The 15,387-nt window shown below is 70.1% G+C and carries 7 protein-coding genes and 1 tRNA gene; 3 read left to right on the top strand and 5 right to left on the bottom strand.

The features are described from left to right. Nucleotides 1-214: 214 nt before the first annotated feature. A complete protein-coding gene (locus ACH4J0_RS37525; RefSeq protein ID WP_396245673.1) occupies nucleotides 215-814 on the bottom strand; it encodes a restriction endonuclease in 600 nt (199 codons plus the stop codon). 269 nt (nucleotides 815-1,083) lie between these two features. On the opposite strand from ACH4J0_RS37525, the gene ACH4J0_RS37530 reads away from it, so the two are divergent. From ACH4J0_RS37530 to ACH4J0_RS37540, 3 genes are all read left to right on the top strand, one after another. Beyond that, on the top strand, nucleotides 1,084-3,303 hold the full coding sequence (locus tag ACH4J0_RS37530) for an RICIN domain-containing protein (RefSeq protein ID WP_396245674.1): 2,220 nt from the start codon (nucleotides 1,084-1,086) through the stop codon (nucleotides 3,301-3,303). 166 nt (nucleotides 3,304-3,469) lie between these two features. After that, complete coding sequence (locus ACH4J0_RS37535; protein ID WP_396245675.1) at nucleotides 3,470-4,135, top strand: hypothetical protein; 666 nt, start codon at nucleotides 3,470-3,472, stop codon at nucleotides 4,133-4,135. A gap of 854 nt (nucleotides 4,136-4,989) precedes the next feature. Then, nucleotides 4,990-5,063: transfer RNA gene (locus ACH4J0_RS37540), tRNA-Met, on the top strand. 531 nt (nucleotides 5,064-5,594) lie between these two features. Here the strand turns inward: ACH4J0_RS37540 and ACH4J0_RS37545 are convergent. The 4 genes from ACH4J0_RS37545 to ACH4J0_RS37560 all read right to left on the bottom strand — a co-directional run bounded on the left by ACH4J0_RS37545 (nucleotide 5,595) and on the right by ACH4J0_RS37560 (nucleotide 15,159). Further along, complete coding sequence (locus ACH4J0_RS37545) at nucleotides 5,595-7,208, bottom strand: peptide chain release factor 3 (RefSeq protein ID WP_396245676.1); 1,614 nt, start codon at nucleotides 7,206-7,208, stop codon at nucleotides 5,595-5,597. A gap of 1,267 nt (nucleotides 7,209-8,475) precedes the next feature. Continuing rightward, entirely contained in the window at nucleotides 8,476-10,881 is a 2,406-nt protein-coding gene (locus tag ACH4J0_RS37550; protein ID WP_396245677.1) for a ricin-type beta-trefoil lectin domain protein, read from the bottom strand. A gap of 93 nt (nucleotides 10,882-10,974) precedes the next feature. Further along, nucleotides 10,975-13,431 carry an RICIN domain-containing protein gene (locus tag ACH4J0_RS37555; RefSeq protein ID WP_396245678.1) on the bottom strand — a complete coding sequence of 819 codons (2,457 nt, stop codon included), beginning with the start codon at nucleotides 13,429-13,431 and terminating at the stop codon, nucleotides 10,975-10,977. A gap of 969 nt (nucleotides 13,432-14,400) precedes the next feature. Further along, nucleotides 14,401-15,159 (bottom strand): DeoR/GlpR family DNA-binding transcription regulator, encoded by a 759-nt coding sequence (locus tag ACH4J0_RS37560; protein WP_030290478.1) that lies wholly within the window; start codon nucleotides 15,157-15,159, stop codon nucleotides 14,401-14,403. Between the last annotated feature and the right edge of the window lie 228 nt (nucleotides 15,160-15,387).

A 15,387-nucleotide genomic window follows, 5' to 3' on the forward strand; every position in this document is an offset into this window, starting at 1 on the left:
GGAACTCCTTCCCCCCGGACCCCTACGTCCACGCCTACAACGCGGACGGCAAGGAGATCTACAACCAGAAGACACAGCCCACAGTCAAGGGCACCCGTCAGTAGGCGGTCTGTACAAAGAGCCTTCGCCGTCTTCAGCCATGCCTGGCACCGGCTCACCGACAGCCCGACCAGCAACTCCGGCCCCAACGCCTGGCTCCGCCTGGGGGACATCCTCAAAGCCGCCGCACAAGGCACCGATCGGCCGAAGCCACCCGCCTCCCGATAGCGGCCCGGCGCACCACGCGTCCCCGGAGGCTGGCGTACCCGTACCGCCCTGAGCAGGGCGGAGGAGCCACGCGCTCGTCCGCTCGCTCAGGCGATCGCGTACGCCGCCCCGGGTCGCGGTCGATGTCGAGGACGTCGTAGAGATGCTGGCCGGCACCCCAACGGGCGAGGCGCTCGCGATCGACGAGGTTCAGGCGCTGCCGGGTGGCGAAGGCCGCCGCAGGGTCGGTGAAGCCGTTGAGCGCCACAACGACCGGGACCGCAGCCCCGGGCACCGGCCGGGCGGGCGGGCGGACGGTACCGTTGAACCTCTGCACGGCCTCCGATGTCAATGGGGTCGCGTACCGCTTGCACCGCAGCACCACTCGCCGCCCCAGGCGGTCTTCGGCGCCGACATCGGCGCCGAGGTCTCTGGCACCGCCGGCCCGCACGGCATTGGTGAACCCGTCGCGCTCCAGCAGTTCGCCGCACATCAGACCCGCACCGGCGCCAGCATCATGATCGCCGCCGGCATCCCCGTCGCCGTCGTCTCCAAGACCCTGCGCCACTCCACCCTCGCCACCACGGTCGAGGCAGCAACGTGGCGGGTGACGGTCAACCCGGGCCCTTCGAAGGATCCCTCCACTACCTTCGAGGGCCGGTCTCCTGAGGTCCAGTCGGAGCTGCCCCCAGAGCCCCGCCTCGAGGAGTCTCGCGATCTTCGTCAGACATTTCTGTTATCCCCATCGGCCCAATCCGCTCTCTTGTGTGTCGGAAGGCCTGGACCCGTCCCGCGACAGGGGGACGCCCCGGGCCCTCGCACAAGGAAAGGAACGTGATGGGACACCGGAGCAGCGAGCTTCGCCGTCGCCGCCGGAAGCGCTCGACCCGTAGGACGGCACTGATCGGCCTGGCGGTCGCGGCCAGCCTGGTCACGGGCGCACTGGGAATCCAGACCGTGTTGGACGCACCCTCGCGCAACTCGTCCGTGGCATCGGCCGACGGTCTCGGGGCGGGCCAGATGGTCGGCCTGGTCAGCGACGACGAGGGGGAGACCGGCTCTGCCGAGAGCGGCACCCAGGCGCCGGCCCCGAAGCACGACGCCAAGGCGACGCCGCTCAAGGAAATACCCAAGGAGCAACCCGAGCGCGGCCTCGTCTACTCCGGCCTGAGCCTGCCCAGCGACGACCGCTGCGCCGGACAGCTGCAGGTCAGCGGCAGTTCGCTCTGCAGCCACGGCCCCGACGCTCCGCCGAAGGGCGTCGACATCCACAAGGACGTCGCCCCGGTGGCCGCGGCCGCCGCCCCGCCCGCCACGCTGACCCCGCCCGCCAACGCCCAGCCGCCGGCCGCCGCCGACCTGCTGAAGGGCGGCGCGCCGGCCCTGGACGCCGGAAACAAGGCCCTGCTCGGCGACGCGGCCGCCGCCGCCCCGCAGCAGAACGCAGCCGCCGGCGCGGCCACGGGCGGCTCGGCCGTCGTCTGCGACGGTGACGGCACCAGCGGCAACCGCGTCCAGGTGGTGTACGTCCACGCCCCGGGCAACGACCGCTACGCCCAGTACCTGGCCTCCTTCAAGAAGTGGGCCGCGGACGTCGACGTCATCTACAACGCCAGCGCCCAGGAGACCGGCGGCGAGCGGCACGTCCGCTTCGTCACCGAGTCCGACTGCACGGCCGCGGTGCTGGACGTCCAGATCTCCGACGCCGAGATCAAGGACTTCAACTCGCAGAACAACGCGCTCACCAAGCAGGGGTTCAACCGCAAGGACCGCAAGTACATGATGTTCACCGACGCCCAGGTGTACTGCGGCATCGGCACCTTCGACGGCGACGAGCGTCCCGGCCAGGACAACGAGAGCAACTTCGGCCCCTCGTACGGCCGCAGCGACTCGGGCTGCTGGGACGGCTCCACCGCCGCGCACGAACTCGGCCACAACCTCGGCGCCGTCAACGACAGCGCACCGCACTCCAGCAAGGCCGGCCACTGCACGGACGAGTGGGACCTCATGTGCTACTCGGACGCCCCGAACTACCCGCAGATGAAAATCGTCTGCCCGGACAACAAGCATGACGACCGGCTCGACTGCAACCACGACGACTACTACAACACCAACCCCGCGCCCGGCAGCTACCTGGCCACGCACTGGAACGTCGCCAACAACCGCTTCCTGATCGCGGGCGGCGGCACCGGCCCCAACCCGAACCCGACCCCCACCCCGACCAAGACCGTGAGCCCCTCGCCCACCGCGACCAAGACCGCGAGCCCCTCGCCCACCGCGACCACCACACCCACCAACACCCCGACCCCGACGGCCACCGGCACCTCCTCGCCGACCCCGACCCCGACCGCCACCTCCACCACCGGCTCCACCGGCCCGGACGTGACGGTGAGCCAGGTCACCCAGAACTCAGCCATGCTGAGCTGGCCGGCCGCCAACGGCGCCAGCGGCTACGACGTCCTGCTGAACGGCCAGTCCGTCGGCACCGTCCGCACCACCGTGGTCGGCCTGGTCCGGCTCGCCCCGGGCACCCAGTACAAGGTGGCCGTCACCTCCCGTGACGCCGCCGGCAAGGTCTCCAAGCCGGGTCGCACCGTGACCTTCAAGACCACCGCCGACTCCGGCAAGCCGCAGCCCGGAGCCCACTACACCCTGGTGAACGGGCTCACCGGCCAGGCCGCCGACCTGTGGGGCAGCTCGATGAACGACGGCACGGTCGCCATCGCCTACCAGCGCACCGGCTACGCCAACCAGAAGTGGATCTTCGAGGACGCCGGCTCCGGCACTCTGCGGATCAAGTCCGTGCGCTCCGAGAAGTGCCTCCAGCTGGGCGGTGACGCGGTAGCCGGCCAGTACGTCGCCCAGCAGCCGTGCTCCGACGCGGCCGCGCAGAAGTGGCAGGTGAACTCCTCCGGCGGCGCTGTCACCCTCACCGCCCAGGGCACCTCGCTGGTCCTCGGCATCAGCAACCGCTGGTACTACGGCGGTTGGCTGCTGGAGCTCCAGCAGCCCAACGGCCAGGCCTTCCAGAACTGGTCGCTGCAGAAGGCCTCCTGACCCATGCAGGTCCGCCGACCCTTCCAGATCCGCTGACCGAGCTGGGGCCACCGACTCCAGACAGGTCCACTGACCGCAGGTAGAACCGATCGGCCGGGTGCGGCCGCCGTGGGCTCACGGCGACCGCACCCGGCCGTCCCACCCACCGCACGAGAAAGCCCCACCCATGCGCATCCGTTCCATCGCCGCCGCCCTGGCCGTCGCCGGGGCGGCCGTACTCGCGCCTGCCGCCGTCCCCGCCTCCGCCCATGGTGACACCGTCCACCTGGAGATCACCGGGACGGACAACGGGCACGTCACCACCGTCGCCAGCTTCGAGAACGACCACGACCCGGTCACCGAGGGGTTCGCCGGCTCGCTCTCCGCCACCTCCTCCGACGGGCGCACGGCGGGCCCCTGGCGCCTGCTCGCCGTCCCCGGCCACCCCGGCAGCTACACCCACCGGGAGATCCTGGCGGCCGGCCACTGGAAGATCACCGTCGACTGCGCCTTCCCCGACCTCGGCCACGCCGAGCGCGAGCTCGACGTGGCCGCCGCCGCCATCACCGACCCGGTCGGCTCCATGCCCACCGCAGCTCCCACTACCGGGCCGACCGCCGCCCCGTCCCCGGTCGTCACCCTCGGCCCCACCGCCGGCCCCACGACCCCCGCGCCAACCGCCCCCGGTCCCTCGACCGCCACCGCGACGTCCGGCACCCAGGTCAAGGCCTCCGCGGACGACGGCGACAGTTCGCCCGTCGCCACCTGGGCCGCCATCGGCACCGCACTCCTCGCGGCCGTCCTCGGAGTCCTCGGCTTCCGACTCCGCCGCCGCAACTCCGGCCGCGGCTGAGACACCGACCGACGGAACCCTGGCCACGACGATCCTCACCGACCTGCAGCAGCGCGATCTCAGCGGATGATCGCACGTCGTTCACCGGCACGGGCCGACTCACGACCACGCCACCATCCGATCCACCGTCGAGTTCGGCCTCACCACCCCGGCGGAGGCCCAAGGCGCGCTCGAACCGGTCGCCGCCCTCGACCGCCACACCGCCGCGGACGACCCCGGAGCCCAATGGACAACCCTCTTCCTGCTAGCCGTCGCCCACACCGTGACCGGGGACCCCGACGCCCGTCACAACGCCGAACAAAGCCTGGCACTGTGCGAGAGCCACCACACCCAGTGGTCCCGCCGCTACTCCCTCTGGCTGCTCGGACTGCGGCGCCGTCTCGCCGCAGACCTCGAAGGTGCCCGCACCGCACTCCCGGACGCGCTGCGCGTGGACGAGCCGGGGCGGCATCAACGTAGCCGCCGCTCCACGCGATGTGGGGCTCTTCGACCTCGTCATTGTCATCGGTGCTCCCGTCCTCGTCGGCTCCCGTGGGAGTCAGGAAGCGCTCGACGGCGAAGCGGAACAGCTCTGTGCCGTCGGAGAAGGTGTGGAAGACGGCGTCATCCTCACCGTGTCCGACGGTCATGAACTCCCGCCCGTCGGGGAAGATATCGATCAGGCAACGGTCATCCCAGGGGTAGGGGTGGACGCTGATCGCATCCCCGCCTGTCCGCTGGTGACCAGCTGTCCGGCAGGTGATGCTCCATGGATTCCTGGGCCGCCGTAGCCACCTGCTGCAGGCGTTTTCTCGGCGGCGGCGGAAATGAGATTTCGTTCTGTGTCGGCTGTGCCGTAGAGTCGGTGTCACCGACGCGGGGTGGAGCAGCTCGGTAGCTCGCTGGGCTCATAACCCAGAGGTCGCAGGTTCAAATCCTGTCCCCGCTACTACGCAACAAGGCCGGGCCCGTCGCACTGTGTGCGTCGGGCCCGGCCTTCGTTTTGGTTCGGTCAGCAGTCGACGGCGGTGTCGACGTCGATTCGTCAGTGGTGAGCGGGCCATGTGATCATCCTCGCATTTTGCCCGTAATGCCCCCGTTAATGGAACGCTGGGCACTCACATGCCGACGCGACCTCCCCGACGGGACGCTGATCTGAAAGCAGCGCCATCTCCTGCATGCACTGCGGGAGTTCGAGGACCACTACAACACCCACCGCCCACATCACGCACTCCACCAGGACACGTCACTGACACCACCGCCCGTCCCGATCGCCGACCCCGGGCGGATCGCCCGGCTGGACGTCCGTGGACGCGACCGCCTCGGCGGCACCCTCACGCGTACCGACATGCCGCATGACCTGCACGGACTAACTCATCGGCAGCCACAGGGGCGGCGCGCGCCGGAAGACCCCTGGCAGGGGCCGCATCAGGCGCCGTCCGCCGTGCCAAGCCGCGCCGCCGTGCCGAGAGGTCGGCGATCAGTCCGCCGTGGCGATCAGCGGCTTTAGCAGGATGTCGGGTTGGTTGCGCTGGAAGGCGTTCAGGTGCCACTTGTCGGCGAACAAGGCCAGCAGAACGTCGTCCGAGCGGCGGGTGAGCACCTCGCCGTTGGTCAGGCGGGCTTTGGCCAGGGCTGCGGCGCCGTCGGCGTCGGTGATCCGGGCCAAGCGGTAGGGGAGCTGGTCGAGGGCGATCGGGGAAGAGAACTCGTGCTCCATCCGGTGCAGGATCACGTCGAACTGCATCGGGCCGACCGCAGCCATGACCGGCGCCTGGTCGCCACGCCGGTCGGAGACCAGCACCTGGATCACGCCTTCCTCATCGAGTTGGGCGACGCCCTTGCGGAACTGCTTGGAACGGCTGATGTCCTTGGGCCGTGCCACCGCGAAGTACTCGGGGGCGAAGGCGGGCAGCGGGGGAAACTCGGTCTTCTTGCCGGTGAAGAGGGTGTCGCCGACCCGCAGCGCGCTCGCGTTGATCAGGCCGACCACGTCGCCGGGGTACGCGGTGTCGACCACGGTGCGCTCGGCCCCGAAGACGGTGTGTGCGTACTTGGTTGCGAAGGAGCGGCCGCTGGCCGCGCGGGTGACGTGCATGCCGCGCTCGAAGACACCGGAGCAGACTCGGACGAAGGCGATCCGGTCGCGATGGGCCGGGTCCATGTTCGCCTGGATCTTGAACACCAGACCGGAGAACTCCTCGCCGACCTCGCGGCTGCCGCCCTTGGCCAGCGGGCGTGGCCCGGGAGCCGGCGCGAGGTCGACCACGGCGTCCAGCAGGGGCTTCACACCGATGTTGGTCAGCGCGGCGCCGAAGAAGACCGGGCTGATCTTGCCGGCCTCGAAGGCCTCCTGGTCGTAGCCGGGGCCGGAGGAGAGCACCAGCTCCAGTTCCTCCAGCGCGGTCGTCCAGGCTTCGCCCTCCTGCTCGGCGGCCTTCTCGGAGGTGAGCTGCTCCTCGAGGGCGGCGTGCGTGCCGGCCGGCACCTTGGTGTAGCGCAGCATCTGCTCGGTGTTCCCCGCTTCGACCAGGCCGCGCAGGTTGCCGGCGTTGCCGACCGGCCAGACGACCGGGACGGGGGTGATCCCGAGGTGCGTCTCGATGTCCTCGAGCAGGGTGAGTGCATCCCGGCCGCGCCGGTCCCACTTGTTGATGAAGGTGATCACGGGGACGCCGCGATGGCGGCAGACCGCGAAAAGCTTGCGGGTCTGCTCCTCCAGGCCCTTGGCCGCGTCGACCAGCATGATCGCGCAGTCGACGGCGGCCAGCACCCGGTAGGTATCCTCGGAGAAGTCGGCGTGGCCGGGGGTGTCGACCAGGTTCATCACATGGTCGCGATAGCCGAACTGCAATGCGGCCGAGGTCACCGAGATACCGCGCTCGCGTTCCAACTCCATCCAGTCGCTGGTCACGCCGCGTCGGTCACCCTTGGCGTGCACCGCACCGGCAGAAGTGATCGCCCGCGCGTGCAGCGCCAGCGCCTCGGTGAGCGTGGACTTGCCCGCGTCCGGATGGCTGATCACGGCGAAGGTCCGTCGGCGGCCGGCCTCATGAAGGACCTGCGGGACGGGGACGGACTGTTCGGTGCTCACGGATTTCCTCGGGTACGCGTCGGCAGCAGGCCGGGTGACGCCTCTCCGTACCTGGTGAGCCGGGGATCAGGTCCGCAGGCCCAAGAAGCGATAATAGGCTGCCGGACGGCGTGACCCCGAAATTCCCGTTTGCCGGCTGCTGCCCCAGCTCCAGCCGGGATAGCAGCCGAACTGTCAGGAGTCGAAGCCGAGGCCGAGCCGGTCCAGGGTCCTCAGCCACAGGTTGCGCCGGCCCACTCGGAGTGGATCGTCGACTCGCCTTCATCGAAGCCCTGTTTGGCGACGGTGCCCTGGATGAAGCGCCGGGCGACCTCCTCGCTCTCGCAGCCGGCCACCTGCGGGGATCAGAGAGTCGTCGCCGCAGGTCAAGCCCACGTATCGGTATGCGCAGGCTGGCATCGCCCGGATCGGTCGGCCTCGCCCACGACAGGTGAGCAATCCGGGCGAAGCCGGCTCCGCAGGGCGCGATGATCCGGCTGCTCTCGAGCCCGTGGTCAGCGGTCATATCGGGACGCTACGCCCTGCGACACCGAGCAGCGCCAGCGAGTCCACGATCCCTTGTCGCCACGACAAGGGATCGTCCCAGGTCAGAGGCGCTTTTCGCTTTTCATGTGCATGTGGGTACGGCGTGAGGGCGGGGGTTCACCGTCTGCTGACGGCCGCCAGGAAACCATGAGCATGGCTGTTCATACGACCCGTGTTGGAAGTGATCACCATGCGCTCACTCGTCGCTCTCCCACGCGGACCACGGCGGCTTCGTCTTCCACCACCCCGACGGACGCCCCCACCACCCCGCCTACGTCCTCAACCACTTCCACCAGCTCTGCCGTGAGTGCGGCGTGCCCCGCACCACCGTCCACGACCTTCGCCACCTCGCGGCCATCATCTCGCCACCCTGTCCATCACCGCCAACATCTACGGCCACCTCACCACCCAGGCCGCCCGCGACGCCGTCGACACCATCGACCGCGCTCTCACCTCACCCAACCCCATCGCATTCCCAGGCCCGCACACACCCGGGGATCACGCCGCCAGGGTCCGCAACCAGAGGGTCATCACCAGAACACAGCTACGGAAGGCACGTTGAGACACCGCACCCATGACGTGATCGGCCCGAGCGGGATCTCGCCCTCACAATGCACTCACAGGGCCCCGAAAACGCGTCAAGGCCGTTCCCACCATCCGGTGGAAACGGCCTACGACCTGCGGTTATGCAAGTCGGGACGACAGGATTTGAACCTGCGACCCCTTGACCCCCAGCAGGGAGCTACGGCAGGGTCCAGCGCTGGTTGGCGCCGCCGTTGCAGTCCCAGATCTCCAGCGGGGTGCCGTCGGCGGTGGCCCCGGCGGGGTCGTCGAGGCAGCGGCCGGACTGGGCGCTCATCAGGCTGCCGTCCGGCTGGGGCGCCCACTGCTGGTTGGCGCCGCCGTTGCAGTCCCAGAGTTCGACCGGGGTGCCGTTGGCGGTGCCACCGCCGGTGACGTCCAGGCACTTGCCGTTGTGGGTGAGGGTGCCGTTGGTGCGGGTCCACACCTGCTGGGCGCTGCCGTCGCAGGCCCACAGCTGCACGGCGGCGCCGCTGGTCCCGGCGGTGGGTCGGGCGCAGGTGCCGGGCAGAGCGGAGGCGATCGGTCCGGTGTGGGTGGTGGGGGTGCCGGGGGTGAGGGCGAAGTTGTCGAACTGGTCGGTCTGGTAGCCCGTCACGCCGAGACCGGCGCGTCCGTTGGTGAAGCTGGTGTCGGTCGTGCTGCCCACGGCGGTACCGTCGATGTTCGCGGTGAGGGTAGCGTTGTCCAGGGTGAGCGCGACGGTGTGCCAGCGGCCGGTGCCGAGGGCGGTGGTGGTGCCGCTCGCGAGGGTGGTGAAGTGCCAGCTGGTGTCGCTCTTGTCGATGGACCAGGCGCCGGTGTCGCTGACCCGCAGGTGGTAGGCGTTCAGGCCGTTGTTGTTGCGGCCCTGCTGGTTGACCCGGCCGAGGAGTTCGACGGTGCTCGACTGCTCGAACATCGTGTCGGCGGTGACGGTGTAGTTGGACCAGCTGCCGTCGCCCATCATCGTGTACGGGGCGTTGTACGGTTCGTCGGTCCAGTTGATCGGCCTGGTCGGGGCCATCTGGCGCAGGCAGGTGCCGGTGCGGCCGCCGCCGCAGGCGACGGTCTGGAAGGCGCCGTTCATGTCCGCGAAGTACTTCGGCGAGGTGGTCGTCGCGGGCGTCTCGAAGCCGTCGGCGTAGGGCAGCTTCATCGGCGCGGCAGGCGGCGGGGTGGCGGTGCCCTTGCCCTGGCCGGTGGTGGTGGTCACGGTGTAGACCCGGCCGGGCTGCAGGGTGAGGGTGTACGTGCCGTGGGCCGGGGTGACGTCCTGCTGGTGGACGAACCAGTCAGCGGGGTTGGTGGAGTTGAGGTCGGTGGACCAGACGTGGACGTTGCCGGTGGACAGGCCACCCTTGACGGTGAAGCTCGCGGTCTGGGCGGCGGTGGCGTCCAGGGTCTCGATCACGGTGCTGTAGTCGCGGTTGTTCGCGCCCTTCAGCGTGACGTAGCTGCCGTTGGTGCGGGCGCCGCCGAGGTAGCCGCTCGCGGAGTCGATGTAGCGCCAACCGGGCTTGGTGAACTGGGTGGTGTGCGCGGTGACCCAGGTCGTCTTGCCGATGTTGTAGGTGCCGGACCAGGGCTGGTTGGCGACCGACATCCCGTCGGTGGAGAAGAACAGGTCGGGGTAGAGCGAGGCGATGACCGGCCAGTTGATGAACGAGGTCATCTTTCCGTCGAGGTAGCCGCGGTTGATCCCGCGCGCCACCGCCGGGGCGCCGCCGTCGGCGTCCTCGGAGCCGTTCTCGCTCGCCCACAGCGGCTTGCCGAGCGCCTGGGCGTTCGCCGGGCTGGGGCAGCTGCTGAAGTCGCTCATGTACCCGCAGGGGTAGTGGACGCCGACGATGTCGACGGCGTTCTTGAATGCCGGGTCGGTGGCCATGGCGTCGGCCACGTCCCAGGTGTCGTCGGCGGCGACGACCTTGGTGGCGCCGTAACCGCGTGCCACGAGCGCGCTCTTCAGGTTCTCGTACCAGGCCTTGTCGAAGCCGCGCTCGTTCCACCCGCCGAGGTATGACACGTTCAGGTGGTGCCGGGTGGCGCAGCCCATCCAGTCCATCAGGTAGTTGACGCTGTCCTGGGACCAGAAGTGGCCGCCGCTGCCGGTGTTGCCGATCCAGCCGGGGGCGCCCCAGGACAGGCCGTAGAACTTGATGTCGGGGTTGCGGGCCTTGGCCTGATCGGCCAGCCACCACTCGTAGCCCTGGTTGCAGTCGACGGTGCCGCGGGTGTGCTCAATGCTGGGTTCGGCGCCGTCGGTGGAGTTGGTGTCGCCGCCGATCTCCAGCTTCAGCACCTGCAGCGAGGCTCCGTAGCCGGGCTTGAACAAGTAGTCGAGCAGTTGGCTGCGCTGGGGCTCCGGATAGTCCACCAGCAGGCGGGAGTTGCCGCCGCCGCCGGAGATCGCGCCGACCCCGTCGAAGGTGAGGCCCGGCTTGGTGCCGTCGATGGTGACGGCGGTGGGGGTGGGGATGGCGGCCTGGGCGCCTGACGGCGCGGTCAGGCCGCCCAGCGCGCCGGCGAGGACGAGCGCCGCGCTCAGGGCGGTGCGCCAGGTCGATGACAGGTGTTGACGGCCCATGGGCGTCTCCTGGGTGTGGGGAGGGGTGGCGGTCCGTGCCGGGCGCCCGCAGGCGCCCGGCACGACGTGGGGGCAGGGGCTTCGCCGGTCCCGTTACGAGACGGTCCACTCCTGGTTGGCGCGGCCGGTGCCGCAAGGCCACTGGACGACCTGGGCGCCGTCAGCGGTGGAGGCGCCCGTGACGTCCAGGCACTTGCCGCTGTTGGCCGACACCAGCTGGACGGGGGCCCCGATGGCCGGGACGGGGGTCCACTGCTGGTTGGCCTTGCCGGCCCCGCAGGTCCACTGGACGACCTGGGCGCCGTCAGCGGTGGAGGCGCCCGTGACGTCCAGGCACTTGCCGCTGTTGGCCGACACCAGCTGGACGGTGCCGGTTCCGGCGACCGGGACGAGGGTCCACTGCTGGTTGGCCTTGCCGGCCCCGCAGGTCCACTGGACGACCTGGGCGCCGTCGGCCGTCGAGGCGCCCGTGACGTCCAGGCACTTGCCGCTGTTGGCGCTGGTCACGGTGTGGGTGGCCGGTGCGGCCAGCGGCGTCACGGTGGTGTTGGCGAAGTCGGCGTGCTGGAAGCCGCCGACGCCCAGGCCGATCTGGCCGGTGCCGTGGCCGGCGTCGGCGACCGAGGCGACCTGCACGCGGTCGATCGACGCGGTGATGTTCTGTCCCTGCACGGCCAGTGTGAGGTTGTGCCAGGTGCCGGCACCGGCGCCGGGGTAGCTGCCGCTCGCCAGCACGGTGTCGGCTCCGGCGCGGTCCTCGGTGAACAGGCTCCAGGCGCCGGTGTCGTCGATCTTCAGGTGGTAGCCGGAGCGGTCGTGGTCGACGTGGTCGATGCGGCCGAGCAGTTCGGCGGAGGTGTCGGCCTGTTCGAGGACGACGTCGGTGCTCGCCTGGTAGTGGGCCCAGGACGGGTCGCCCAGGAGGGTGAGCGGGGTGTAGTTCATGTCGTCGTGCCACGGGATGGGCGCCCGGGTGATCACCTGGCGCAGGCACATCGGGGTGGTCGCCCCGGACGGGCAGGGCGCGGTCTCGAAGGCGCCGGCCCAGTCATGGAAGTAGCGGGCGGTGGCCCCCGTGGTGTACCCGCTGAGGTCGGCCCGGTAGGGCAGCGGCATCGCGGTGGACGGGGGCGCCACGGCGGTGCCCTTGCCCTGACCGGTGGTGGTGGTCACCGTGTAGACGTAACCGGGCTGCACGGTGAGGGAGTACGAACCGCCCTTCGGCGTCAGGTCCTGGGTGTGGACGAACCACCTCGACGGATCGGTGGAGTTCATGTCGGTGGCCCAGACGTGCACCGGGCCGGTGGACAGGCCGCCGGCGATCTTGACGTTGACGGTCTGCGCGGCGGTGGCGTCGGTGGACTCGATGACCGTGCTGTAGTCCCGGCCGGACTTGAGCGTGACGTAACTCCCGCCGTGCGGGTCTCCGTTGGCGCCGGCACCGGCGAGGTAGCCGCTGGAGGCGTCGAGGTACTGCCAGCCGGGCTTGGCGAACTGGGTGGTGTGCGCCATCACCCAGATGTCGCGGCCCACCGCGTAGTTGCCGGACCAGGGCTGGTCGGCGGCCATCAGGCCGGCGCCCGCGTAGGGCAGCTCCGAGGGCCAGGAGCTGACCACCGCCCACTTGATGTCCGAGGTGATCCGGGCGTCGAGGTACTCGCGGTTGACGTTGCGGGCCAGGGCGGCCGGGTCGGCTCCGTAGCTGTCGTTGTCGTCCTCGGAGGCCCACAGCCGCTTGCCCAGCCCGGTCGCGGTGCTGCTTCCCGGACAGGCCGTGTAGACCGGCGTCGAGTGCCAGCAGGTGCCGTGCAGGCCGATCACTCCGACGGCCTCGGCGAAGGCGGGGTCGCTCGCCATGTCCGCAGCGATCGACCAGTGCTCGTCGTCGCTGTCGGAAGCGACCAGGACGGTGCCCTGGTGGCCGTGGCCGTCCAGGTCGGCACGCAGCCTCTCGAACCAGGCCTTGTCGTAGCCGCGCTCGTTCCAGCCGCCGAGGTAGCCGACGTTCAGCCCGTGCTGGTGGGCGCACCCGAGCCAGGACTCCAGGTAGGCGATGTTGTCCTGGGACCAGATGCCGCCGTTCAACCAGCCGGGCGCGGCCCATTCCAGACCGTAGAACGTGATCTTGGGGTTGCGGGCCTTGGCCTGCTCCATCAGCCACCACTCGTACCCGCGGTCGCAGTCGACCTTGGTGGAGGTGCGCATGTGGGACGGCTCGGGGCCGTCGGAGGAGTTGGCGTCGCCGCCGATCTCCACCTTCAGCGTCTGCAGGGAGGCGCCGTAACCGGGCCTGAACAGGTAGTCCAGCACCTGGCTGCGCTGGGGTTCGGGGTAGTCGACCAGCAGGCGCGAGGTGGCGCCGCCGCCGCTGATCGCGCCGAGCCCGTCGTAGGCCCGCCCCGGCGAGGAGCCGTCGATCGTCACGGACTTCGCCGTGGGGGCGGGCGCGGCCTCCACGGCGGGGGCGGCCGCGACGGCGGTGGCGACGCCGAGTGCGAATGCCGCCAGGGCGGTGACGCCCCGGCGGAACGGATGGGGTGGTGTGCTCATCGACTGCTCCTGCTCCTCGGGCCGGGCCGGCAGGGGGATGGGGGTCCCCAGCACCGGAGTCACGGACGAACCGCCGGGACGGGCGCTGGCGGGTGCATGCGGACCGCCGGGGAGGACAGTAGACCCAGCTTTCAACAACAATCAACAACTTCGAATGAAATGCAACACGCCCGGGGCGCCACGCCCACCAAGCCGACAGTTGATCCGTGCCGCCAGGCGGGGTCACCACCGATCACCGTTACGACCCTGCCGCGTGCCATTGACGCCGCTCCGGCTTTGCTCGAAGCTGTCCAGGGCGGCAATCTACCGATCGGCAGTTTGTTCGAACGTACCCCATGACCTGGGCCGATCCAGGAGATCACGCTCGATCCAGCGACTCCGGACCAAACCCCGCGCCAAGCCGGGAGCACAGTGGCATAACGAGATGGTCTCAATAGCTCCAAGGGGGGAACAATGAGCTTGACTCGCCTCGTGGCCGGGCGCTTTCTTTTGCCCGATCGCGTTAGATTGCGATGCTTTTATGATCGATTCTGTTGCTTCTCGCCGGTCGGTCCCACCCTCAGGAGCCCCCACCACACCTCTTCCACGGTGGCCGCCTGGCCTCGATCGCCGCGCTGAGCCTGGTCACCTCCTTCGGCCCGGCCGCCTGCTCCACTGGGCAGACGGGTCGAGGCCCTGTTCACCCTGATCGGGCGGCTGCGCGACGAGGACGTCGCGGTCATCTACGTCTCCCACCGGACGAAGGAGATCTCCCGGCTCGCCGACCGCATCGCCGTGCTACGTGACGGCCAGGTCGCCGGGGTGGTCGAGGCCGCCGCCACCGACCAGAGCGAGCTGGTCCGGCTGGTGGCAGTTCGCCACCGGTACGGCCGGCCGACAGTGGCTGCTGCTGTTCGCCTGAGCTCCGACCCCGGGCCCGCCTGCCCGGGCGCAGTGGGCCAGGGCAGGCGGGGTTCCGCGAGAACCGCGTCAGGCCCGGTGCACCTTCACCCCGCAGTCCGCGACGGCCTTCTCCTGGGCGTCCGTGAGGCCGTCGTCGGTCACCAGCTCGTGCACGTCCGAGAGCGGGCAGATCGAGGCGAAGGTGACCCGGCCGATCTTGGTGCTGTCGGCGAGGACGATCGACCGGGTGCCGCTGCGCAGGAAAGCGCGGTCGGTCTGCGCCTCCATCTCGTCGTGGGTGGTGCAGCCCTCCTGGGCGGTCAGTCCATCGACACCGATGAAGGCGATGTCGACGTGGTACTGGGAGAGCATCCGGTCGGCCGCGGGCCCGACCAGTTCGTAGCTGGCCGAGCGGGCGATGCCGCCGATCACCACCAGCCGGACCTCGGGGCGCACGATCAGCTCCGCCGCGATGTTCACGGCGTTGGTCACCACGGTCATTCCACCGCGTTCTGCCAGGATGCGGGCGAGTTCGGTGGTGGTGGTGCCGCCGGTGAGGCCCACCACGGCGGCGTCCGGGACGAGTCCGGCCGCGAGGCGGGCGATCCTGCGCTTCTCCTCCTGCTGCTTCCCGCTGCGGTGCCGTAGCGGGAGTTCGAGGTTGACCGCCCCTGTCACCGCCCCGCCGCGGGTGCGGTGCAGCAGTCCCTGGTCGTGCAGTTCCTGGAGGTCGCGGCGTACGGTCGCGCCCGAGACTCCGAGCAGTTCGGCCAGTGCGTGCACATCGACGCTCCCGGCCGCGGCGACATGGGACAGGATCCGGGCGGCGCGATCAGCTTTGAGCATGAACGGAGTGTAGCTCCGGCCCGAACCGGCCGCCCGGACTCCGCGGTTTCCGGCATCGCCGCTCGTCAGCCGGGGTGGCGGCGGAACGCGCGAAGACACTCGGCATGCCATGCACTGATCAATTGTGTGCACAGGGCGAGCGACGAGGGTGCGCGCCGAAGCGGAAGAGGGTGCGGGTCCGAAGGGGCCGCCGGACGGCAGCCGTGCACGGGCGCACCGGGGATCCGG

This window comes from Kitasatospora sp. NPDC017646 (assembly GCF_044329365.1).
Classification (GTDB): Bacteria; Actinomycetota; Actinomycetes; order Streptomycetales; family Streptomycetaceae; genus Kitasatospora.

Excerpts from the sequence above, each read along its gene's own strand:
- ACH4J0_RS37530 (WP_396245674.1), top strand. The coding sequence starts at position 1,084 with ATGGGACACCGGAGCAGCGAGCTTCGCCGTCGCCGCCGGAAGCGCTCG.
- ACH4J0_RS37535 (WP_396245675.1), top strand. The coding sequence starts at position 3,470 with ATGCGCATCCGTTCCATCGCCGCCGCCCTGGCCGTCGCCGGGGCGGCC.
- ACH4J0_RS37550 (WP_396245677.1), bottom strand. The coding sequence starts at position 10,881 with ATGGGCCGTCAACACCTGTCATCGACCTGGCGCACCGCCCTGAGCGCG.
- ACH4J0_RS37555 (WP_396245678.1), bottom strand. The coding sequence starts at position 13,431 with ATGAGCACACCACCCCATCCGTTCCGCCGGGGCGTCACCGCCCTGGCG.
- ACH4J0_RS37560 (WP_030290478.1), bottom strand. The coding sequence starts at position 15,159 with ATGCTCAAAGCTGATCGCGCCGCCCGGATCCTGTCCCATGTCGCCGCG.